General features: G+C 73.0%; 20 protein-coding genes and 1 pseudogene. 6 read left to right on the forward strand and 15 right to left on the reverse strand.

Going from position 1 to position 20881, the window contains the following annotated elements:
- Positions 1–25: 25 nt before the first annotated feature.
- From ABD999_RS38250 to ABD999_RS38260, 3 genes are read right to left on the reverse strand one after another with little or no spacing between them, the layout of a single operon-like run.
- On the reverse strand, positions 26–370 hold the full coding sequence (locus tag ABD999_RS38250; RefSeq protein ID WP_271275579.1) for a VOC family protein: 345 nt from the start codon (positions 368–370) through the stop codon (positions 26–28).
- On the reverse strand, positions 367–1167 hold the full coding sequence (locus tag ABD999_RS38255) for a helix-turn-helix domain-containing protein (RefSeq protein WP_271275578.1): 801 nt from the start codon (positions 1165–1167) through the stop codon (positions 367–369). The genes ABD999_RS38250 and ABD999_RS38255 overlap by 4 nt, the downstream gene beginning before the upstream one ends.
- Before the next feature lie 8 nt (positions 1168–1175).
- Positions 1176–3239 (reverse strand): prolyl oligopeptidase family serine peptidase, encoded by a 2064-nt coding sequence (locus ABD999_RS38260; protein WP_271275577.1) that lies wholly within the window; start codon positions 3237–3239, stop codon positions 1176–1178.
- A 294-nt stretch (positions 3240–3533) separates the two neighbouring features.
- Between ABD999_RS38260 and ABD999_RS38265 the strand changes: the two genes are divergently transcribed.
- Positions 3534–4040: an HNH endonuclease gene (locus ABD999_RS38265; protein ID WP_148034362.1), complete on the forward strand. Its 507-nt coding sequence runs from the start codon at positions 3534–3536 to the stop codon at positions 4038–4040.
- 142 nt (positions 4041–4182) lie between these two features.
- On the forward strand, positions 4183–4389 hold the full coding sequence (locus ABD999_RS38270) for an FmdB family zinc ribbon protein (RefSeq protein WP_148029916.1): 207 nt from the start codon (positions 4183–4185) through the stop codon (positions 4387–4389).
- Between the two features lie 558 nt (positions 4390–4947).
- On the opposite strand, the gene ABD999_RS38275 is transcribed toward ABD999_RS38270, so the two are convergent.
- The 3 genes from ABD999_RS38275 to ABD999_RS38285 form a co-directional block, all read right to left on the reverse strand.
- Positions 4948–5442 carry a helix-turn-helix transcriptional regulator gene (locus tag ABD999_RS38275; protein WP_271275576.1) on the reverse strand — a complete coding sequence of 165 codons (495 nt, stop codon included), beginning with the start codon at positions 5440–5442 and terminating at the stop codon, positions 4948–4950.
- Positions 5443–5521: 79 nt separating this feature from the next.
- Positions 5522–7360, reverse strand: coding sequence for a dihydroxy-acid dehydratase (gene ilvD / locus ABD999_RS38280; protein ID WP_345483142.1), 1839 nt, complete (start codon positions 7358–7360; stop codon positions 5522–5524).
- An 85-nt stretch (positions 7361–7445) separates the two neighbouring features.
- Positions 7446–8255 (reverse strand): thioesterase family protein, encoded by an 810-nt coding sequence (locus ABD999_RS38285; RefSeq protein WP_219547036.1) that lies wholly within the window; start codon positions 8253–8255, stop codon positions 7446–7448.
- 61 nt (positions 8256–8316) lie between these two features.
- On the opposite strand from ABD999_RS38285, the gene ABD999_RS38290 reads away from it, so the two are divergent.
- Positions 8317–9006, forward strand: a complete 690-nt coding sequence (locus ABD999_RS38290) for a TetR/AcrR family transcriptional regulator (protein ID WP_271275574.1) — start codon at positions 8317–8319, stop codon at positions 9004–9006.
- On the opposite strand, the pseudogene ABD999_RS38295 reads toward ABD999_RS38290, so the two are convergent.
- From ABD999_RS38295 to ABD999_RS38310, 4 genes and pseudogenes are all read right to left on the reverse strand, one after another.
- A pseudogene (locus tag ABD999_RS38295) lies at positions 8985–9742 on the reverse strand (glycoside hydrolase family 15 protein). The gene ABD999_RS38290 and the pseudogene ABD999_RS38295 overlap by 22 nt on opposite strands.
- A 249-nt stretch (positions 9743–9991) precedes the next feature.
- A complete protein-coding gene (locus tag ABD999_RS38300; RefSeq protein WP_271275571.1) occupies positions 9992–10462 on the reverse strand; it encodes a trehalase-like domain-containing protein in 471 nt (156 codons plus the stop codon).
- The gene (locus tag ABD999_RS38305) at positions 10459–11427 is read right to left on the reverse strand and encodes a TIGR03885 family FMN-dependent LLM class oxidoreductase (protein ID WP_271275570.1); all 969 of its coding nucleotides are present in this window, start codon (positions 11425–11427) and stop codon (positions 10459–10461) included. Before ABD999_RS38305 ends, ABD999_RS38300 begins: the two co-directional genes overlap by 4 nt.
- A 187-nt stretch (positions 11428–11614) precedes the next feature.
- On the reverse strand, positions 11615–12436 hold the full coding sequence (locus ABD999_RS38310) for a nuclease-related domain-containing protein (RefSeq protein WP_148029924.1): 822 nt from the start codon (positions 12434–12436) through the stop codon (positions 11615–11617).
- Between the two features lie 257 nt (positions 12437–12693).
- On the opposite strand from ABD999_RS38310, the gene ABD999_RS38315 reads away from it, so the two are divergent.
- Entirely contained in the window at positions 12694–12984 is a 291-nt protein-coding gene (locus ABD999_RS38315) for a hypothetical protein (RefSeq protein ID WP_219547040.1), read from the forward strand.
- A 5-nt stretch (positions 12985–12989) separates the two neighbouring features.
- Positions 12990–13352 carry a TPM domain-containing protein gene (locus ABD999_RS38320; protein ID WP_271275569.1) on the forward strand — a complete coding sequence of 121 codons (363 nt, stop codon included), beginning with the start codon at positions 12990–12992 and terminating at the stop codon, positions 13350–13352.
- On the opposite strand, the gene ABD999_RS38325 is transcribed toward ABD999_RS38320, so the two are convergent.
- Positions 13349–14296 (reverse strand): hypothetical protein, encoded by a 948-nt coding sequence (locus ABD999_RS38325; protein WP_148029927.1) that lies wholly within the window; start codon positions 14294–14296, stop codon positions 13349–13351. The genes ABD999_RS38320 and ABD999_RS38325 overlap by 4 nt on opposite strands.
- Before the next feature lie 69 nt (positions 14297–14365).
- Between ABD999_RS38325 and rarD the strand changes: the two genes are divergently transcribed.
- Positions 14366–15328 carry an EamA family transporter RarD gene (gene rarD / locus ABD999_RS38330; RefSeq protein WP_271275568.1) on the forward strand — a complete coding sequence of 321 codons (963 nt, stop codon included), beginning with the start codon at positions 14366–14368 and terminating at the stop codon, positions 15326–15328.
- On the opposite strand, the gene ABD999_RS38335 is transcribed toward rarD, so the two are convergent.
- The 4 genes from ABD999_RS38335 to ABD999_RS38350 all read right to left on the reverse strand — a co-directional run bounded on the left by ABD999_RS38335 (position 15222) and on the right by ABD999_RS38350 (position 20860).
- The gene (locus ABD999_RS38335; RefSeq protein WP_271275567.1) at positions 15222–16085 is read right to left on the reverse strand and encodes a hypothetical protein; all 864 of its coding nucleotides are present in this window, start codon (positions 16083–16085) and stop codon (positions 15222–15224) included. The genes rarD and ABD999_RS38335 overlap by 107 nt on opposite strands.
- A gap of 73 nt (positions 16086–16158) precedes the next feature.
- Positions 16159–17451: a serine/threonine-protein kinase gene (locus ABD999_RS38340; protein ID WP_271275566.1), complete on the reverse strand. Its 1293-nt coding sequence runs from the start codon at positions 17449–17451 to the stop codon at positions 16159–16161.
- Between the two features lie 104 nt (positions 17452–17555).
- Positions 17556–19766 (reverse strand): glycoside hydrolase family 31 protein, encoded by a 2211-nt coding sequence (locus ABD999_RS38345; protein WP_271275565.1) that lies wholly within the window; start codon positions 19764–19766, stop codon positions 17556–17558.
- The gene (locus ABD999_RS38350; RefSeq protein WP_271275564.1) at positions 19763–20860 is read right to left on the reverse strand and encodes a glycoside hydrolase family 15 protein; all 1098 of its coding nucleotides are present in this window, start codon (positions 20858–20860) and stop codon (positions 19763–19765) included. The genes ABD999_RS38345 and ABD999_RS38350 overlap by 4 nt, the downstream gene beginning before the upstream one ends.
- Positions 20861–20881: the final 21 nt, after the last annotated feature.

Consider the following 20881-nt stretch of genomic DNA (forward strand, 5'->3'; position numbering starts at 1 on the left):
GCGTGATCACTGCCCCCGGGCCGGATCACGGGCGATAGGTGCCGAAGAACCAGATGTTGCCCTCCGGGTCCGCGGCGGCGTACTCGCGCGACCCGTACGGCTGGTCCACCAGCTCCATGGTGATCCGGGCGCCGGCCTTCCTGGCACGGTCGTGGTGGGCGTCGGCGTCGTCGACCGCGACGTAGACGCCCGGGCCGCCCGGGCTGCCCAGGCCGAGCATGATGACGTCGTCGCCGACCAGGAGTTCGGCATGGCTGACCACGCCTTCGTCGTTCTTGGACAGCTCGCGCACCTCGAAGCCGAAGGCGCCGGTGAGGAAGTCGACCGCGGCCGCGCAGTCGTGGTAGCGGGCGAGTGCGTAAACCTTCATGGGCCCAGTGTCGGACGGCCGCCGGCTTGAGGTCTTGGAGAAATCTGACCGGGCGTGACCGCCGCGAGCGTGCGGAACTCGCGGTTCATGTGGGCCTGGTCGTAGAAGCCGCACGCGGCCGCCGCCTCGGCGATCGCGCTGCCCGAGCGCAGCAGCGCCGCCGCCCGGTGGAAGCGGATCACCCGCGCCGCCGCCTTCGGCGTCAGCCCGACCTGGTCGCGGAAGCGGGACACCAGGTGGCGGTGGCTGCGCTCCAGCGACACGGCCAGGGACGCGACCGGGACCGCGCCGCCCGACTCCAGCAGCCGCGCCCACGCCCACCGCACCTCGGGATCGGGATCGGGCCCGGCGGCGAACCGCTCGGTGAGCAGCCGCTCGGCCAGCGCCAGCCGCTCAGGCGCGGACGGCGCCGCGGCCAGCCGACCGGCCGCCTCCACCGCCCACGGGCCGAGCAGCTCCTCCGCCGGCACCGCCAGGTTGACCAGGAGCCGCAGCGGCATCCCGAACAGCCGCCTGGCCCCGAACGGGGTCAGAGCGACCTCGACCCCCTCGGTCGGCCTGGTCATCCGGGTGAGCGTGAACCGGTCGGACGGCCCCGCCCCGAACGAGGTCAGCCGCTCGCCGTCCACCTCCATCGGCGCGGCGAATCCCAGGATCAGCACTCCGCCGGTGACCGCCGCCTCGGCCCGGGTCAACGGCCCGCCGTGGTCTTCGCGGTAGGCGGCCAGGCGGTGGACGTACGGCCGCAGGGCAGGACCGGGGGCCGACCCGGTCATGGTCAGCCCCCGCTCGCTCATGCTTTCGACTATAGGCCGAGCTGCCTGGCCATGAACGTGAGCGTGTCCGCCGACAGGTCGACGGTCCGGCTGATCGAGCGGGCGCCGTGGCCCACCTCGGTCTCGTTGCGCAGCAGGATCGGCCCGTCGCCGGCGGTGGCGTGCTGCAGCGCGGCGCACATCTTCCACGCGTGCAGCGGATGCACCCGCGTGTCGGACTGGAACACCGTGAACAGCGTCGCGGGGTAACGCACCCCCTCCTCGACGTGGTGGTAGGGCGAGTAGGAGCGCAGCCAGCCGAACTGCTCGGGATCGTCGGCCGAACCGTACTCGACGTTCCAGGTCGCGCCCAGCCCGAACTTCTCGTAACGGATCATGTCGAGCAGCGGCGCCGAGCACACCACGGCCCGGTAGAGGTCGGGGCGCTGGGTGAGCGCCGCGCCCACCAGCAGGCCGCCGTTGGAGCCGCCCGAGATGCCGAGCTGCCCGGCCGTGGTCACCCCGGTCTCGATGAGGTGCTCGGCCGCCGCGTGGAAGTCGTCGAACACGTTCTGCTTGTGGGCGAGCATGCCCGCCCGGTGCCAGTCCTCGCCCTCCTCGCCGCCGCCGCGCAGGTTGGCGATCGCGTACACGCCGCCCGCCTCGACCCAGCTCAGGATCGACGCCGAGTAGCCGGGGGTCATCGAGATGCCGAACCCGCCGTACCCGTAGAGGATCGTCGGGCGCGGGCCCTCGCCGGAGGCCGGCGAGATGATGAGCATGCGCACGTCGGTGCCGTCGCCGGAGCGGTAGACCACCTGCTCGGTGCGCACCTCCGGCACGTCGACCGCGCCCGGCGAGGCCGCCCAGAGCGTGGTCTCGCCCGTGCGCGCGTCATAGCGCTGGATGGTCGGCGGGGTGGTGTTGTCGGTGTAGCCGAACCACGCCTCGTGGCCGCCCTCCGGCCGCTCCGAGATGCCGCCGATGCTGCCCAGGCCGGGCGTCGGCACCTGGCCGATCCGCTCGCCCGTCGCCAGGTCGTGCACGGTGATCTCGCTGATCGCGTGGCGGGTCCAGCCCACCAGCATCACCGGGCTGTCGAGGTCGTCGAGGATCGCGAAGTCGGACAGCACCGCCTCCGGGTCCTGCGGGATCAGGTCGCGCCACGCCTCGAACTCCGGCCGGGACGGGTCGGTGACGCACACCCGGGCCCGGGGCGCGTCACGGTCGGTGTGGACGTACAGCCTGCCGTCGCGGCCGAACACCAGCCCGGTCTGCGCGTCGACGCCCTCCTGCACCACCCGCAGCTCCGGCCGGTCGGCGGGGGAGGCGGTCAGGTCGGCGACCCACAGGTCGTTGCGCGGGGCGGTGCCCTCGCTGGCCGAGATCTGCAGCCAGCGGCCGTCGCGCGACACCGACACGCCGTAGTAGTTGGTCATCTTCATGCCGTCACCGAAGATCATCACGTCGTCCTCGGTGGACGTGCCGACCCGGTGCAGATAGACGCGGCGGTGGAACTGACGCTCGTCCTCGGGCACTTCGGTGCTCGGCAGCCTGCGTACGTAGTAGAAAGCCTCGCCGCCCGGCAGCCACGCGATCGGCGAGTAGCGGCAGCGGTCGATCGGCCCCTCGATCCGCGTGCCCGTCGCCACGTCGACCACGTAGAGCACCGACTCCTCGTCGCCGCCCACCGAGATCTGGTAGGCCAGCAGCCGCCCTTCCTTGTCGGGCTGCACCGCGTCCAGCGTCGTCAGCCCTGACGGGTCGAGCGCCATCGGGTCGACCAGCGCCCGCTCGGTGCCGCCGGCCCCGTCGGGCTCCACCACGTAGTAGACCGCGTGCTCCTGCTCCGGCGTGCGGCGGCTGAAGAAGTAGCGGCCACCGCGCCACGCGGGCGCGCCCACCGACCCCGACTTCAGCAGCTCGGCGATCCGCGACTTGAACCGCTGCGGCTCGCTCTCCCGCTTGAACAGCTCGGCCTGCGCGACCAGCCACCGCTCCGTCTCCGGGCTCTCGGGATCCTCCAGCCAGCGGTACGGGTCGGGAACGGTGATGCCGTGCAGGACGTCGGCGGTTTCCTCGCGTGGCGCCGCCGGATAGGACTCTCGCGTCATGCTCGAACCCTACGGCAAAGCACGAGGCCCGGAGGTTGGCGTAAAGGCCTGGTGATACGGGAATAAACCGTAACGTGCGTCCCTCTGGTCATTCCGGGCCGGACGTTAAGGGGTGGCGGGGACGCTGCGGTGAACGCCAGACTTGCTGACAGGACGGTGCCGTGGTGTCCATCCGCTGGGCCGTCCGGCGGAGGTCCACGTGATGGTTGTGCCGAAGCCCCAGGAGGGGCGAATAGCCGGGACATGCCACGGCATGTCTCCTTCGAATTGGGTGCGGCGGGGAGAGGCCCGATGATGCGCCAAGTCCTGCTGCTCAACGCCACCTACGAGCCCCTGACCACGCTTTCCCTGCACCGCGCCATCGTGCTCGTGCTGCGGGAGAAGGCCGACATCATCCACCGTGACGGCCGCGGAGCCGTGCTGCGCTCCACCAGCCGGACGCTCGACGTGCCGTCGGTCATCCGGCTCAGGAGATACGTCCGCATCCCGTACCGATCCCGTATCCCCCTGACCAGAGCCGCCCTCATGCGGCGCGACGACTACCGGTGCGCCTACTGCGGACAGCGGGCCGAGACCATCGACCACGTCGTCCCCCGCTCCAGGGGCGGCGCCCACACGTGGGAGAACTGCGTCGCCTCGTGCTCGCCGTGCAACCACAGGAAGGCCGACAAGTACCTGGAGGAGCTGGGGTGGACCCTGAGTGTCGCCCCGTCCGTGCCACGGGGCGCTCACTGGCGGTTGATCGGCGCCTCGCTCGTCGGCGACCCCCAATGGGCGCCCTACCTTGAAGCGGCTGCCTGACCCGGGCCCGGCACCTCGTGCCGGGCCCGCGTGCCCTTCGGGCTACTCCCAGGTGTCGGCCGACTCGTGCTCTTCACCGAACCGGCAGGCTACGCCCGGGTGACTTTCCAGCCCTGACGGCGTTCCGGGCTACTCTGATGGCATGCCGCGTTACGACTACCGCTGCCGCGCCTGCGGCTCCACGTTCGAGGTGTCCCGGCCGATGTCGGCGTCCAGCGACCCGGCCGCCTGCCCGGAGGGCCACGACGACACGGTCAAACTGCTCTCCACCGTCGCCATGACCGGCTCCGCCGCCACCCCACCCCCTGCCTCAGGCGGGGGTTGCTGCGGCGGCGGTTGCTGCGGCTAGGAGCCCTTCGCGCGGCCTCGCGCCGAGTCCTTCGCGCGGCCTCGCGCCGATGGCCGACGCGCTTTTCGCGGCTGGCGTTCCGTAAAGCCGGGCAGCCGCCATCGTCCTGCGCGAGCATCCGTACGGCTGAGCGGGTGATGCGTTCTCTGCCGCCACGCCGATCGCGATCACGCTCACGTGCGCGTTCCTGTCCGATCGTCGACGGCCGCTGCCGTCCGGCCGGGTCTTGTGCGCGGGTACCTCTCCCGCGCTCGCTCGAACGCGCGGCCGGATCCGCGCTGGTCAGCAGAGCCTTCCGGCCGTTCAGGGTGCGGGACGTCCGGGACGAGTCGTCCCCCTGTCCTGTCTCCCCTTGGGCGCCGCTCCTCGACGGGGGTGACACACGCACGCCGGGCCGCCTTCACCGGCGCGGGGATGCGGCGTGGCCGGAGTGGCGAAGGCGGGACGACGTGAGAGCGACCAGGTCCCGTGGTGTGAAAGCGCGCTCGCCGGGACATGGCGTCAGGGAAGAAGGTGGGCGGCGTGCCTGGTGGGATGGGCACGCCGCCCGTGGGGAGGTCAGGCGGCCCTGCTGCGCTTGCGGCGCTGGAACGGCAGGAAGCGGTCGGCCAGGTGGGGGCGGGACGGGGTGAGGGTGGGCTCGACGGCGAGGATGCGGTCGAAGCGGAAGGCGCGGATCGCGCGGCGCATCCGGCACACTCCCACGAGATACCAGAAGTCGCGGTGGACCAGGCAGGTCACCGGCTCGACCTCGCGGCTGGTGACGGTGCCCGCGGCGTCGCGGTAGTGGAGGCGGACCATCATGCGGCCGGTGATGGCGTCGGCGATGAGCCGGGCCCGCGCGGCGACCTCGGCGGGCAGCGGCTCGACGAGGGTGTCGAGGGTGGCGGCGATGACGTCGTCGTCGAGGTCGAGATGATCGAGGGCGTGCTGCAGGCCGCGCCGGGCGGTGACGGCTTGCGGGCCCGACCCCAGGTGAGCCAGGGACAGAGCGAGGGCGGCGATCTCGGCGGTCGTCAGCGGTTGCGTCTGGGGCTTCACGACTTCAGCCATACCCCAAGCATAGGTAAAGCCACTGACATTTTCGAAAGTGTGTACGGCAGGCGACAGGAGTGTCGCCTGCCGTACAGGGTCACTTGGACAGCTGCGACAGGTCGCGCGAGGCGCCGGTGGAGGCCGAGGTCGTCATGGCCGCGTACGCCTGCAGCGCCGCGCTCACCGGCCGGTCGCGGTCGCGCGGCCGGAACCCGCCCAGCTCGGCCAGCAGCCGCTCGCGGCGGGCCGCCAGCTCGGCCTCGGGGACGTGCAGCTCCAGCTTGCGGGCGGGGATGTCGATCTCGACGATGTCGCCGTCCTCGACGAGCGCGATCGTGCCGCCCTCGGCCGCCTCGGGGGAGGCGTGGCCGATCGACAGCCCGGACGTGCCGCCGGAGAAGCGGCCGTCGGTGATCAGCGCGCACGCCTTGCCCAGGCCCTTGCCCTTGAGGAACGAGGTCGGGTAGAGCATCTCCTGCATGCCGGGGCCGCCCTTGGGGCCTTCGTAGCGGACGATCACCACGTCGCCCTCCTTGACCCGGTCGTTGAGGATCCCCTCGACCGCCTGCTCCTGCGACTCGAACACGACGGCCGGCCCGGTGAACTTCCAGATCGACTCGTCGACGCCGGCGGTCTTCACCACGGCGCCGTCGCGGGAGATGTTGCCGTAGAGCACGGCGAGGCCGCCGTCGGCGGTGTAGGCGTGCTCGAGGTCGCGCACGCACCCGTCGGCGCGGTCGAGGTCGAGGGAGTCCCACCGGTTGTCCTGTGAGTAGGGCTTGACGGTGCGGACGTTGCCGGGCGCGGCGTGCCACAGCTCCGTCGCCTCGGGCCTGACCGAGGGCGACATCGGGTCCCAGGCGGCGAGCAGGTCGCCGAGCGTGCCGCCGTTGACCGTCGGGACGTCGCGGTGGAGCAGCCCGGCCCGGTCGAGCTCGCCCAGGATGGCGGGGATGCCGCCGGCCCGGTGGACGTCCTCGACGTGGTACTTGCTGGTCGCCGGGGCGACCTTGCACAGGCACGGCACCCGCAGGGAGATCTCGTTGATCTCCTTGAGCCCGAAGTCGACCTCGGCCTCGCGGGCCGCGGCCAGGATGTGGAGGATCGTGTTGGTGGATCCGCCCATGGCGACGTCGAGCGTCATCGCGTTCTCGAACGCCTCGCGGGTGGCGATCGAGCGCGGCAGCACCGACTCGTCGCCCTCCTCGTAGTAGCGTCGGGTGATCTCGACGAGCCTGCGGCCGGCCTCCTCGAAGAGGTCCTTGCGCGCCTTGTGGGTGGCCAGGATCGTGCCGTTGCCGGGCAGCGCCAGGCCGATGGCCTCGGCCAGGCAGTTCATGGAGTTGGCGGTGAACATGCCGGAGCACGAGCCGCAGGTCGGGCAGGCGCTCTCCTCCATCTCCAGCAGCTCGGCGTCGGTGACGGAGTCGTCGGCCGAGGCGATCATCGGGTCGATCAGGTCGAGCTTGCGGCCGGGCGTCTTGCCGGCCTCCATCGGCCCGCCGGAGACGAAGACCGTCGGGATGTTGAGCCGGAACGCGGCCAGCAGCATGCCCGGGGTGATCTTGTCGCAGTTGGAGACGCAGATCATCGCGTCGGCGCAGTGGGCGTTGACCATGTACTCGACGGCGTCGGCGATGAGCTCGCGCGAGGGCAGCGAGTAGAGCATGCCGCCGTGGCCCATGGCGATGCCGTCGTCGACCGCGATCGTGTTGAACTCGCGGGGGATGGCACCCGCCTCGCGGATCGCCGCGGACACCACGTCGCCGACGTCGCGCAGGTGGACGTGGCCGGGCACGAACTGGGTGAAGCTGTTGGCCACCGCGATGATCGGCTTGCCGAAGTCGCTCCCGGCTACGCCGGTCGCCCGGAGCAGGGCCCGGGCACCGACCATGTTCCTGCCGTGGGTGACGGTACGAGACCTGAGGGCGGGCATGGAGCTTCTCCCATCGTCGAGCGTCCATCCATGGTACGGCCAGCCGCCCGGTAACTGAGACGGTTGTCCACGACCCGATACGGCGTCAGGCGGGGACGCGGATCGCGGCGAGCTGGGTCGCCTGCGCCACCAGGCGGTCCCGCGAGTCCCACACCATGGCCGTCTCGTCCATCCTCCCGCCGCCCACCTCGGTGACCGACAGGCGCACCTTGACCGGGCCGGGGGCCGGCAGGCGCAGCACGTGCGCGGTGAGCTGGATCGTCGGCGCCCAGCCCGGCAGGCCCAGGTCGTAGGAGGCCGGGGGCACCGGGTCGAGGGCCAGCAGCAGGCTGAGCGGGTCCCACGCGGCGCCGTCCTTGAGCCGCTGCCAGGTGTCGAGCCGCCCGCGCAGGGACGGCTCGCCGAACACGAAACCCACCTGCTCGGGGTGGAGCCGCAGCTCCAGCACGTCCATGAGCGGCACCGGGAAGGCGTTGCCCGGCACCTCTCTCGGCGCCAGGAAGCAGGACTCCTCCGGGGGCATCTCGACCGCCGGCGCCGACGTCCAGCGCGGATCGGCGTCGTCCAGCAGGCCGAGCGTCACCAGCGCGGCCACCCGCGGCCTGCCCTGCTGCGCGAGCTCCGCCCTGACCTGGGTCACGGTCCTCCCGGCGCGCAGCACCTCGACCAGGACCTCGGCCGGCCCCGGCTCCGGCGGCTCGGCGAACGACGCGCTCACGGCGGTCACGTGCGGGTGCCCGGGGCCCGCCGCGCTTTCGAGCGCCGCCCTGGCCAGCACCGCCATCAGGTAGCCGCCGTGCAGCTTGTCGCCGACGCTCCACGTCGCGTCCAGCCTGGCCTCGTACGTGCCCTGGCCGGTGGTCTTGACCGCCGTCGCCTCGTCGAATCGCGTCATGTGCTCCCCTTCGCAGAGGATCAGATTGACATCGTTAACCTAACGGCGTCAACCTAGGAAGGTGACGGAGAAACGGGTCCGCGCCCGGCGCGGCGACGGCGCGCTGCTGCGCGAGGAGCTCCTGCGCGCGGCCGAGGAACTGCTGGACGAGACCGGCACCGAGGAGGCGCTCACCGTCCGCGCGGTCGCCACCCGAGCAGGAGTCTCCACGCCCTCGGTCTACCTGCACTTCGCCGACAAGGAGGAGCTGCTGGAGGCGGTGTGCCTGCGGGTGTGGGACGAGCTCGGCAGGCTCGTGGCCGAGTGCCGGGACCCCGACCCGTTCCTGCGGCTGGGCCGGTGCGGCCGGGCCTACATCCGTTTCGCGCTGGACCACCCGGTGCAGTACCGGGTGCTGATGATGACCCCCTCGGCGGGGGAGGGGGTGCCGCCCGCCGCGCAGGCGTGCTTCGGCTACATGGTCGACGCCGTGCGCGCGTGCGTCGAGGCGGGGGTGATGCGCGGCGAGCCCGAGCGGCTCGCCCTGGCCCTGTGGTCGGCGGCGCACGGCTGCGCCGCGCTGCTCATCGCGCAGCCGTCGTTCCCCTGGCCGGACCGGGACGCGATGATCGACCTGATCGTACGGATCAGCGGGTTCGGCGCCGCGCTCGGCCCGCGCATGGCGGGCGCCCTGCCGCCCAGCCGGGAGCTCGCCGCCGCGCTGGACGCCTTCGAGGCCCGCCTCGGTGATCAGCTCCCTGAGCGGCCCTGACTCCTGCCGGTCGCCCACTGGTGCAGGGCCTCCCTGGAGCCGGCCATGTCCAGGTTGGCCGCCACCTCGATCAGCCCCAGATGGGTGAAGGCCTGCGGGTAGTTGCCCAGCGCCGTGCCGCCGGGCGCCATCTCCTCCGAGAACAGGCCGAGCGGCCCCGCTTCGGCGCAGAGCCGGGCCGGCCTGCTCGACCCGTCCCGCCGGCCCCAGCGCGGAGACCAGCTCGAAGGAGCAGAGCAGGAACGCGCAGCGGCCCGCCGCCAGCGGTGCGCCGGCGCGCTCTCGTCACCGAGCAGCCCGGCCAGCCGCACGCCCCGGTCCAGGCACACCCACGTCATCACCTTGGAGCCGACGTAGTGGCGGAGCGGGCCGCGGATCTCCCAGACGCCGTGATCCGGCTCCCGCCAGAGCGTGCTCACCGTGTCGACGTACCGGCGCAGCAGGGCCGCGAGCCCGCGTACCCCTCCAGATGGTCGAGGACGACCTCCGCCCCCTCCTGCTCGCCCCTGATGCCGGCCATGGGCCGCAGCCGGCCCGAGCCGCTCACGCACTCGTGCAGCAGGAAGCGCATGTAGCGCACGCCCTCGTCGGCGTGGCCGAGCCGGAACAGGGCGAGCACCGTCAGCGCCGCGTCGCGGTGCCAGGTGTAGCGGTAGTCCCAGTTGCGCTCGCCGCCGATCGTCTCCGGCAGCGAGGTGGTGGGCGCCGCCACCAGCGCCCCCGACTCGTCGTACATCAGCCCGCGCAGCACCAGCGCGCTGCGCCGGACGTGCGCCCGCCCGGTCCCGATGTCGTCGCCCCGGCTCGACCACGTCTCCCACGCGGTACGGGTCGCGCGCAGCAGTGCGTCGGCCCTGCGGACGCCGACGGCACGCCGTGGCGCGTCCGCGTACCCCAGCACGACGGCGAACCCCTCACCGGGCCCCAGCGACGTCTCGATCCCGAGGACGGAGCCGGAGCGGAGCAGCGGCCGGTCGGCGGCGGCTCACAGCCGGGGCTCCTCGTGCACCCACGTCCCGTCGCCGTCCGGCCGCCACCGGGCCGTCTCCCGCGCGTAGCCGGGCCGGGCGTCGATCCCGATCCGGACGTCGGCGGTCCCGCCGGTAGCCCGCACCACGCGGACGAGCAGGCGCCGGGCGGCGAGCGGGCCGGCCGGGTCGCCGTCGTCGGCGACGGCCAGGAAGTCCGTCACCGTCACGGCCGCGTCACCGGTGCGGTGGACGCTCTCCAGCACCAGGGTGTCGCCGAGATAGCGGCGCTCCGGCGCTCCCGCGTCCGCCACCTCGATGCCGAGGGCGCCGCCGCGGTCGCGGTCGAGCAGGCGCGCGAACACGCTCTCGCCGTCGAAGGCCGGCACGCAGAACCACTCGACCGCCCCGTCCGGGGCGACCAGCGCGGCGGTGTGGGTGTCCGACAGGAACGCGTATCCGTCGATCGGCGGGAAGCGTGCGCTCAAGCCGGTTCCCGCAACTGCGGCAGCACCTTCTGGCCGAAGGCGTCGATGAAACCGCGCTGCTCCTGGCCCACGTGGTGCAGGAAGAGCGTGTCGAAGCCGAGGTCGGCGTACTCGGCGAGCCAGCCGGCATGGCGTTCGAGGTCGGCGGAGACCAGCACGGCCCGCCGCACGTCGTCGGGCCTGACGGTGGCGGAGGCCTGCTCGTACTCCTCCGGTGTCGACAGGTTCCAGGGCACGTCGCCGCCGAGCACGCCCGTGCGCCACTGCTCGTGCGCGATCCGCAGCGCGGCCTGCTCGTCCTCGGCCCACGACAGGTGGACCTGGAGGTAGACCGGCTTGCCCGCGCCGCCTCCCTCGCGGAACGCCTCGACGACCCGGCGCAGCTGCGCCACGTCCTGGTTGACGGTGATGAGCCCGTCGGCCCACGAGCCGGCCCATCGGGCGGTCTCGGCGCTGACGGCGGCGCCGATCAGCGGGGGCGGGGTCTCGGGCAGGGTGTAGAGCTGGGCGCGGTCCACCGTGACGAGCCCGCGGTGCGACACGCACTCCCCGGCGAACAGCGCCCGCATGACGTCGACGCACTCCCGCAGCCGCGCCTTGCGCTCCGGCTTGGCCGGCCACCTGTCGCCGGTGATGTGCTCGTTGAGCGCCTGGCCGCTGCCCAGCGCCATCCAGAACCGGCCGGGGAACATCTCGCAGAGCGTGGCGGCCTTCTGCGCGGCCACCGCGGGGTGGTAACGCTGACCGGGCGCGCTGACGACGCCGAACGGCAGGCCGGTGCCGGCCAGCGCGGCTCCCAGCCAGGACCAGGCGTAGCCGGAGTGGCCCTGGGCGTGGCTCCAGGGCGCGAAGTGGTCGGAGCACATCGCGGTGGTGAAACCCGCCTCCTCGGCCTGGCGCACTGCCTCCAGCAGGGCGCTCGGCGCGAGCTGTTCGTGCGAGGCGTGGAAACCGAGTCTGGCCATGGGGAGACACTCCTTCTGCGGGTCCGGACGGTCATCCGGGGCGGCACGCGCCGCCCCGGTGTTCCGGTTTCCGCTTCCCCGCCGGGGCCCGCTTATGTGGGCGCGACGCGTACGGGGACGTATCCGCGAGAAGGAAGGTCGCCGCGGAGAGGCGCGGGTGTGCCCGTGAGGCCTCTCCGCCTGCCTGTCAGCCCTCGCCGTAGCGCGGGGGCAGCACCTGGGCCGCGATCTCGTAGATCTTGTCGATCTCCGTGTCGGTGAGCGCGCGCTCCCGCTTGGTGATCCACCGGCGGGCCCGGACGCCCTCGTAGACGTCCACACCCTTGATCGTCATGATCTTCCAGGGCACCGGCGGGCCGTAGATCGCCAGCGACGGCACCACCGACACCTGGTGGCCGTAGGCCTTGCTGATCAGCTCGGCGGCCCGGGTCGCCTCGCCCCTGGCCTCGACGAGGCGGTCCTTCTTGTCGAAGGGGCCGTGGAAGAGCTTCTTGCCCATCTGCACCCGTACGGGAAGCCGCTTGTCCCACTTCTCCGAGTCGACCGCGTACACGCCCGTCGGCCCGACGACCAGGTGGTCGATCTGCGCTTCGGTGCCGGGGATGGCGCGGGCGTGGAGGGTGCGGTAGCCGCGGCGCTCAAGCTGGCGCAGCTGCGCCTCGGTGCGGCGCTCGGCCACCGAGGAGCGCCGCCAGGCCGGCACCGTCGAGTTGGAACGCGCGCGGTAGATCGCCTCGCCGATGGCGGCGAGCACGCCCGCGGTCACGCCCACCCGCCAGTCCATGACCAGGAGGCCCACGGCGACGCCGACGGCGAGGGCCAGCAGCGCGCGGTTGCGCATGCGGCGGAAGCGAGGCTGCTGGAGCAGCTCGCGCATGGAGGCCCGCTCGACCGGCGCATAGGTGGTGGTGGGCGCCGCAGGTTTGGCGGTCTGCTCGTTTTCCGGTCTGTCGCTCACCCAGATCGGGGACGTGTTGTGACCGTCTTCACGCTGAGGGTCGGAGTCCACGTGATTCACCGTAGCCCGGGGTTCTGATGCATTCCTAGTGCTGCCTTGTCCATAGTTTTATGGCCCGGCTCACCGTGTCCTACGCCCGGTTTCCGGGTACTTATTACGTTCCTCTCTAGAGAGGTAGGGAGAGCCCGAGGCGATCCTAGCCCTGCCGGAGGGCCTCGCGATCATGTTGACCGGGTCTTTGGCATCTCCTGTCGAGACTCTCGTACCTGGGTCTGGCCGGACCGGCGGACCGGGATTACGTTCGTGATGTGAACAGCGCGCTGGAGATCCTGCTCTTCCTCATCGGGGTGTCGCTGGGACTGTTCGTGCTGATCAGCCTGCTCGTGCTGATACCGGGGCGCGGTGCCGCGCGCAAGGCGGAGGCGGGGCCGGTGTGGATCGGCGGACCCGGCCGCGGCGACCGCGGCGTGAGCACGTCGGGGCTCGTGCTGGTCGACCGGCCGCCGCAGTGGGCGCCGCCGGGAGAGGCCGACTGGGTCGCGGCGGCGGAGACCGCCGAGCCCGGCATGCGGGTCGGTGGCGCGTCGGCGGGATGGTGATCGGGATGCGAACTCTCTCCGCGGCCCAGGCCGACGACGTCCGGCAGGCCCTGCGGGCCGCGGAGCGGCGCTGCTCCCTGCGCTTCGCGCTCTTCCTCGGCTCGCCCGTCGGCGGCCGGCGCCACTTCGCCGAGCGGCTGCACGCCGCGCTCGACGAGGAGGCTGACGACGCCGTCGTGATCATGGTCGACGTACGGGGCCGCGCCCTGGAGATCGTCACCGGTGAGAACGCCAGGCGCCGGCTCTCCGACGCGTCGTGCCGGCTGACGGCGATGTCCATGGCCACCGCGTTCAGCGCGGGCGACCTGGTGGGCGGCCTGCTGTACGGGATCGGCGCCCTGGCCGAGCAGGCCGGCGCCCGCCGCTAGCCGTCGATCAGCGCGGCGATGTGCTCGCTCACGCCCCTGAGCAGCGTGGACGGCTCGATCGGCGCCGCGGCGACGGCGGCGAAGAACGACGGCAGGCCCGGCAGCGGGAAACCGTCGTCGCGGGCCGCGGCCGCGCCCACCGGGCTCTTGCCGAGCGTGCTCCGGCTGCGCTCCCACGCGTCGAGCACCTCCTCCGGCGACGGCACGCCGAAGCCGTGGCCCACCGGCGCCGCGTGGCGCAGGCGTACCAGCGGGGTCTCCGCGAACGCGAGCGCGACGCGGGCGCGCTCCTGAAGGCCGGCGCGCGGCTCGGGAGCGATCCAATCCATCGCCGTGCAAGGGTTGCGGCAGGTGGCCACGCACACCGCGAGCGCGCCCGCCACCTGGCTGTGCTGCCGGTCGAAGTACGCGCGCCAGCCCTCGGACGGCTCTCCCGCCACCCTCAGCGTCCGGTTGGTGGCCGACTGCTCCGCCTTGGTGTGGTCGCAGTCGCGGTCGCCGATCACGCCGAACCGGCTGCCGGTCGCGCTCAGGCCCTCCGGCCAGCGGGCGGGGTCGCCCGCGTGGCCCAGGTGCGGCTCGAACGCCAGCAGCGGCAGGTATTCGGCGGCGATGTGCACCGCGGCGATCATCGGGCTCAGCTCGCGGCGGTGCCAGCGGATCGCGATGACCTCCAGCAGCAGGCCGTAGGCGGGGCGCAGCGACTCCAGCGCGCCGCGCGGCTGCTCGCGCGGGGTCTGCGGCATGTGGCAGGCCCGGGCCTGCCGCCTGAGCGACGAGGGCACCGCCTTGGTGTCGACGGCGAAGTCCTCGGCGTCGAGCGACAGCAACCGCTGCCCGAACTCGCAGGCCTCCGCGATCCGGGGGTCGGGCGACAGCGCCCCAAGGTCGGCGAACGCGTAGCGGCGCGCCAGCGCCACGAAAAGATCACGAGTCGTCTCCACCGGATCACCCTACTCAGACCGGACACGGGCGGGTCTCTCGGCGAGGAATCCCCGGGTTAGGGTGGGGCGATGTCTGTCGCGCGGCGCGGGGTCCTGCTGGGCGCGGCGGCGTACGTGCTGTGGGGGCTGTCCGCCCTCTACTGGCCGCTGGTGGAGCCCACCGGGCCGGTGGAGATCCTGGCGCTGCGGGTGCTGTGGTCGCCGGTCGCGATCGGCCTGCTGGTGCTCGCCCTCGGCAGGCGCCACAAGGTGGCGGCGATCCTGCGCAGGCCCCGCGACGTGGCCCTGCTCAGCGTCGCCAGCGTGCTGACCTCGGTCAACTGGGCGCTGTTCATCTGGGCGACCATGAACGGCCACGTCGTCGACGCCTCGCTCGGCTACTTCATCACCCCTCTGGTCAGCATCGCCTTCGGGGTGGTGCTGTTCAGGGAGCGGCTGCGCCCCGCCCAGTGGGCGGCGATCGGCCTCGCGGCCGTCACCGTGGTGGTGCTCACGGTCGAGTACGGGGGGCCGCCGTGGATCGCGCTGGGCCTGGCCGTGACGTTCGGCACCTACGGGCTGATCAAGAAGAGGGTGGCCGTCGGCGCCGTGGAGGGGCTGATGGTGGAGACCGCCGTGCTGTTCCCGTTCGCGCTGGCGTACACGGTGGTGCTGCAGGCGAGCGGGCAGGCGACGTTCGGGCACGTGTCGGCCGCCAACACGCTGCTGGGCGTCGGGTCGGGGTTCGTGATGATCGTGCCGATGCTGCTGTTCAGCGCCGCGGCCACCAAGATCCCGCTGAGCGTGACCGGCATGCTGCAGTACATCGAGCCGATCGTGCAGTTCCTCGTCGGGCTGCTGGTCTTCCGCGAGCCGATGCCGGCGACCCGCTGGCTCGCGTTCGCGGTGCTGTGGGCGGCGCTCGCGCTGCTGGCGGCCGACGGCCTCAGGCGACGGGCTCGGGAGAGCGCGGATCGTCGAGCTCCACCGCGATCCGCTCGATCATCTCGAACTGCCGCATCAGCCGTTCGAGATCAGGAGGAGACACGGTGAACGTGTCGTACACCGCCTCGCCCCCGGCCGTGTAGCTCAGCTCGTGGCCGCAGGCGTCGTCCCACAGGCCGCTGATCACCCGCATCGCCGGCGACAGCCGGTCGGCGTGGATGCGCCGCACCTTCACGCCCGCCTCGGCCTGCTCGCGGGCCAGCGCGTCGAGGGCGTCGCTCCACTCGCGGTAGATGAACACCCGCCTGATCACCACGCCCCTGGCCAGCGCGTCGGCCTGCGCCCGCCAGTATTCGCGGCCGACCGGCTCCAGCCACCACTCCAGGTCGACGGAGGGCACGCTGGTGACGCAGATCTGCCGCTTCGCCTGCCGGATGAGCCGCAGGAACACGCCGTTGTCGCCATAAGGGGCGCGGAAGTGGCCGCGCTCCAGGTCGGCGAGCGTGCGCAGGCACTCCTCGAAGGCGTCGCGGCAGGCGTCGTCGGCGGGCGTGCCCTTGTACTGGAGCTCGACGTGCTTGGCGGCGCGCAGCATCGGCTCCATGAGGTCGGGCAGCCAGGGGATCTTCTCGATCGTGGACACCATGGCGCCGACCCGGGTCTCGTGGTCGACTCGGCGCCGCTCCCGCAGCAGCGTCTGGACCTGGAGGGTGATGACGCCGCCGAGGAGGCCGGCCACGGTGCCGAGGGCCTGCGCGGTGTCCTCGCGCACGTAGAAGATCACGGCCAGCAGGACCGAGAGGACCGTGCCGATGATCAGGACCGGATCGACGATGACCGACTTCTGCTTGGCGGGCCTCTTCACCAAGGGCTCCAGGGGGTGAGCGACGGTGGTCAGACGCGACGATAGCCGATCTTGACCGCTGTCACCCGGACCGTCAAGGACAGGGTGTCGTGCTGCACTGGATGTCCCCGGTCGGCTTGGCCGTGGGCTCCTGGGTCGGCTCGTGCGGGTCGGGCTCGGAGGGCTCGTCGGTCGGCTCGCCGGTGGGGTCGGGCTCCGGCTCGGTGGTCGGGTCGGGGGAGGGGGTCGTCGGCGGGTCCGTCGGGGAGGGGGACACCGTGGGGGTGCCGGTCGGGCTGGGCCTGCCGGAGACGGCCGGCGGCGGGACCCGCGTCGGCCTGCCGTCGGACGCCTGGTTGCCCGCCTCGGTCGGCCGCCCGGTCGCCGTCGCCGAGGTGTGCGGCTCGGACGAGCTCGCGGGCGGGAGGACGGGGTTCTGCTGGGCGGTCTCGGCCGGGCGCATCCACACCATGGCCGCGACGCCCGCGGTGACCAGCATCGCGAGCACCGTCGCGAGCATGGCGGACATCGCGCGCCTGCGCCGCGGCGCGGGCGCGGCGCCAGGGGAGGTCATGGCCGTGCGGGCGGCCCGCGCCATGTCCTCGGCGGAGGAGTAGCGCCGGTCGGGCGCCTTCTCCAGCGCCCTGGCCACCACCTCGCGCGGCCCGCGCGGCACCTCGGGCGGCAGCGGCGGGACGGGCGCGTGCAGGTGCTTGTAGATGATCTGGACCGGGGTGTCGCCCTCGTAGGGCAGGCGGCCGGTCAGGCACTCGTAGGCCACCACGCCGAGCGCGTAGACGTCGACCGCCGGGGTGATCTCGCTGGAGGTCGCCATCTCGGGCGCGCAGTAGCCGGCCGAGCAGAGCATCGACCCCGTGGCGGTGAGCTGGGCGGCCGAGGCCGAGTGGGCGATGCCGAAGTCGGTCAGCGCCACCGAGCCGTCGGCCCGCACGATGAGGTTGGCGGGCTTGACGTCGCGGTGCACGATGCCCTGCGCGTGGGCCGCGGCCAGCGCGTCGGCCACCTCGGCGACCAGCCGCATGGTGGCCACCGGGTCGAGCGCGGCCCGGCGCAGGTGTTTGTCGAGCGACTCGCCCTCGACGAACTCCATCACCAGGAACGTCACCTGGCGTCCGCCGACCTCACAGCTCCCGTAGTCGTAGACGTCGACCACGCCCGGATGGCGCAGCGTGGCCATGGCCCTGGCTTCGTTCTGGAACCGCTGGAGGAAGGCGGCGTCCTCGCTCAGCGCGGGCATGAGCACCTTGACGGCGACCGTGCGGCCCAGCACCGTGTCGGTGGCACGCCACACCTCGCCCATGCCGCCACCGCCGACCCGCTCGGTCAGCAGGTAGCGGTCGTTCAGCGTGGTTCCGGCACCCAGCACGCCATCCACGCTAACACCGGCTCGGAGGTGCCCGCGCTCGGAACGATCCGGTCGTCACACCACCGTTTCCCGAGGCAGGAGCGGTCCTGCCACGGGTCGTCGGCTCAGGTCGTGAAAACGGGGGACAGGCCGGGCCAGTGCGCCGCCGTGCAGACCACCGGGGGACGGTCGAGCGGGGCGGCCAGCACGACCTCCCGGCCGCCGCGCAGCGGGCGGCCGGTCCAGACGTCCACCCAGTCGCCCCCGGGCAGGTAGACCGTCATCTCCGAGACATCGGGATCGGTCACGGGGGCGACCAGCAGCGCGTCGCCCAGCTTGAACTGCAGCGGATAGCGCCAGACGGCCGGGTCGTCCGGGTGGTCGAAGAACAGCCCGCGCATCAGCGGCGGCCCGTCCAGCGCCCGCCCGGCCTGCTCGGCCAGGTAGGGCACCAGCCGTTCGCGCAGCTCGGCGAGCCGCCTGAAGACCGGGACCACCCGCTCGTCGCCGGTCCGCTCCGCGACGTTCCACGGCGTGCGGTCCCGGAGCGGCTCGCGGTGGTGGTTGAACTCGGAGTGGTATTGCATGATCGGCATGAACGCGGCCGCGCCCGCCGCCCGCAGATACAGCTCCGCGCCCGGCACGTCACCGGAGAACCCGGCCAGATCCCACCCCCAGTACACGACCCCGCAGGCCGAGGCGGTGATCCCGGCCCTGATCGAGGCACGGAACGCCTCCCAGGTCGAGTCCTCGTCCCCCGCCCAGTAGGCGCCGTGGGGCTGCGACCCGGCGAACCCGGCCCGGCTGAACGTCACCGGCGCCTTCCCGTGCCGCCGCAGCAGGTCACCGAACGCGCGCGCGTAGTGGACGGGGAACAGGTTGTTGCCGTCCGCGCCCCGGCGGCCGTCGGCGTAGCGCAGGTCGTGGCCCCACGCGTGCTCGCCGCCGTCGGTCTTGAACCCGTCGACGCCGACCTCCGCCACCAGGTAGGCGCGCTTGGCCGTCCACCAGTCACGCACCTCAGGCGACGACAGGTCCGGCATCAGCGCCAGCGGGAACCACCAGCCCCGGTTCCGGTACGGCCGGCCGTCGGCCTCCTTGACCCCGTAGCCGCGCTCCACGAGCTGCCGGGCGTCCACGGCGGCCTGGTGCCTCGGGTGCGGGCGCGTCTTCTGCAGCGGGATCTGCCAGAGCAGCACCTTGATCCCGCGCTCGTGCAGCTCGTCCACCATGCCCTTGGGGTCCGGCCACGGGCCGTCCGCCGGGAAGGTGTAGTCGGCCAGCCGGTGCGGCTCCTCGGACGGTTCGTACTCCGCCCCTCGGAAGGCGGTGAACGTGGTCTCGTCGCTCCACGCCTCGATCACCACCGCGCCGACCGGGACGCCGTGCTCGCGGTGCCGGTCCATCTCGGCCATCACCATGGCCTGGGTGTTCCACTCGTTGCCGCTGGCCCACAGCCTGAACACCCACGCGGGCAGCTCCTCCGCCCTCCCCGCGTCGTCCAGGAACCGCCGCAGCACGCCGGCCGGCGTCCCCTCGTCGTACAGGTCGACCGCCAGCTCGGCGTTCCTCCCCACCTCGGCCTCGACCACGATCCGGTCGCTCTCGGACGCGCCGACGTCGTACCAGGTCCTGCGCGAGGTGTCGATCCGGAACCCCCAGGTGGCCCCGGCGTCCACCACCAGGGCGAACGGCATGGGCAGATACGTCCTGCCGTGCGCGCCCTGGCTCTTGTACTGCTCGAACACGACCGCGTCGAGCGTGCGCCCGCGCTGGTCCACCGCGTCGAACCGCTCCCCGAACCCGACCACGTGCGCCTCCCGGCCGAGCTCCAGCGCGAACCTGACCCGCAGCGGCCCGTCCCCGTCGGCCAGCCACCGCACGCTCCCCGGCACCACCCGGTCCCTCCCGCGCACGACCAGCTTCCCGCCGCCGCCGGACCACCGCGCCGCCGTCACGTGGAACCACCTGCCGGTACGGATCCCGCCCCGCCCGTCGGCGGCCCGGAACCGGTAGGAGTACCGGCGGCCCGCTTCCAGCGCGGGAGTGCTGACGGCCCACGCACCGGCGGCGGCCCTCGTCGCCCGCGCCTGCGCCGCCGCCAGATGCCCGCCGTCCCCGCCGGACGCCTCCGCCCCGGGGGACCCGGCTCGGGTGAGCGGGAGCTCCACGGGCGGGCCGCCGTCCGTCACCCACTCGCACACCACCGACGTCACCCCCGGCGCCGCCCGGACGCGCAGCTCCACCGGCTCGCCGTCCAGGGGCCGCGCCGGGACGCGCTGGTCCTCGGTCTCCGCGTACGGGTGCCCGGACCCGAAGGGGCGGTGCCGGATCATGCCCCCACCTCCAGCTCGTCCGCGAGGATCAGGTACATGCCGTGCGACCAGAGCAGCGGCGTCGCCACCGGCCCCCACCGGTCCAGCCACTCCTGCCGCCGCCCGGGATCGAGCAGCAGGTCGGACACCTGCTCCGGCAGGTCGCCCGCGGGGGTCGCCTGCGCCTCCATCCACCGCAGGTACCGCCGCGCCTCCCCGGACCGCCCGGCCCGCGCGTGGTTCCAGCCGAGGAACCCGGCCAGCAGCACCCATCGGCCGCCGCCGTAGAAGGTGTCGTCCAGGTAGCGGTACACCCCGCCGTCCCTGGCGAGCCGCCGCTCCACCTCGGCCACGGTGCCCGCGCCCACCGGGTCGTCGGCCCCGTACAGCCCGAACGGCGTCACGCACGCCAGCAGACTGGCGTCCACGGCGTCCGTGCCGAGCCACTTGGTGAGATGCGGGCGACCGTCCACCGGCCGGGTGACGCCTTCGGCGGCGACCAGGGCGGCGATGCCCGCCACCGCGCCCTCGGCCGCCTCCGTCTCCGGCCGGCTCAGCACGCCCAGGCCGATCGCCGCGCGCAGGCCCGCGTGCACCGAGCCCAGGGTGGCGACGTGCCGCCGGTCGAGGTGCTCCTCCCACCAGTCGTAACAGGGCAGGTGCCAGAACGCCGTCAGGTAGCGGGCCGCCGCCCGCACCCCCTTGTCGGTCCCCGCCACCGTCCGCCCGTGCCTGCGCGCGTGCTCCAGCAGCGCCCACAGCCACGTCCCGTACCCGTCGAGCTGGAAGTCCCACCACTCCTCGGTCCCGTCAGCCCCCTCCAGTGTGAACCGGGTCGGCAGCATCTCCGCCGGCGAGACGGTCTCACCCCGGGCGGCGCGGGAGACCAGGGCGTCCACCTGCCCGGCCCGGTCGCCCACCACGCGGGCGCACCACGCGTGGAAGGCGTCCGCGCCGGACGCGTCCCCGTGCCTGCTCACCCCTTCGGCGATGAACGCGCCGTCGCGCAGCCAGGAGTAACCCCGGTAGGCGGAGAAGGTGGGCGAGGCCGGGTAGGCCCCGGTGGGAGCCTGCAGCCGGCGGATGAGGTCGAGGCTGTGCGACACGAGCGTCACGGGATCTGTCTCCTGGATGTT

Origin of the sequence: Nonomuraea ferruginea (genome assembly GCF_039540635.1) — a bacterium.
GTDB lineage: Bacteria > Actinomycetota > Actinomycetes > Streptosporangiales > Streptosporangiaceae > Nonomuraea > Nonomuraea ferruginea.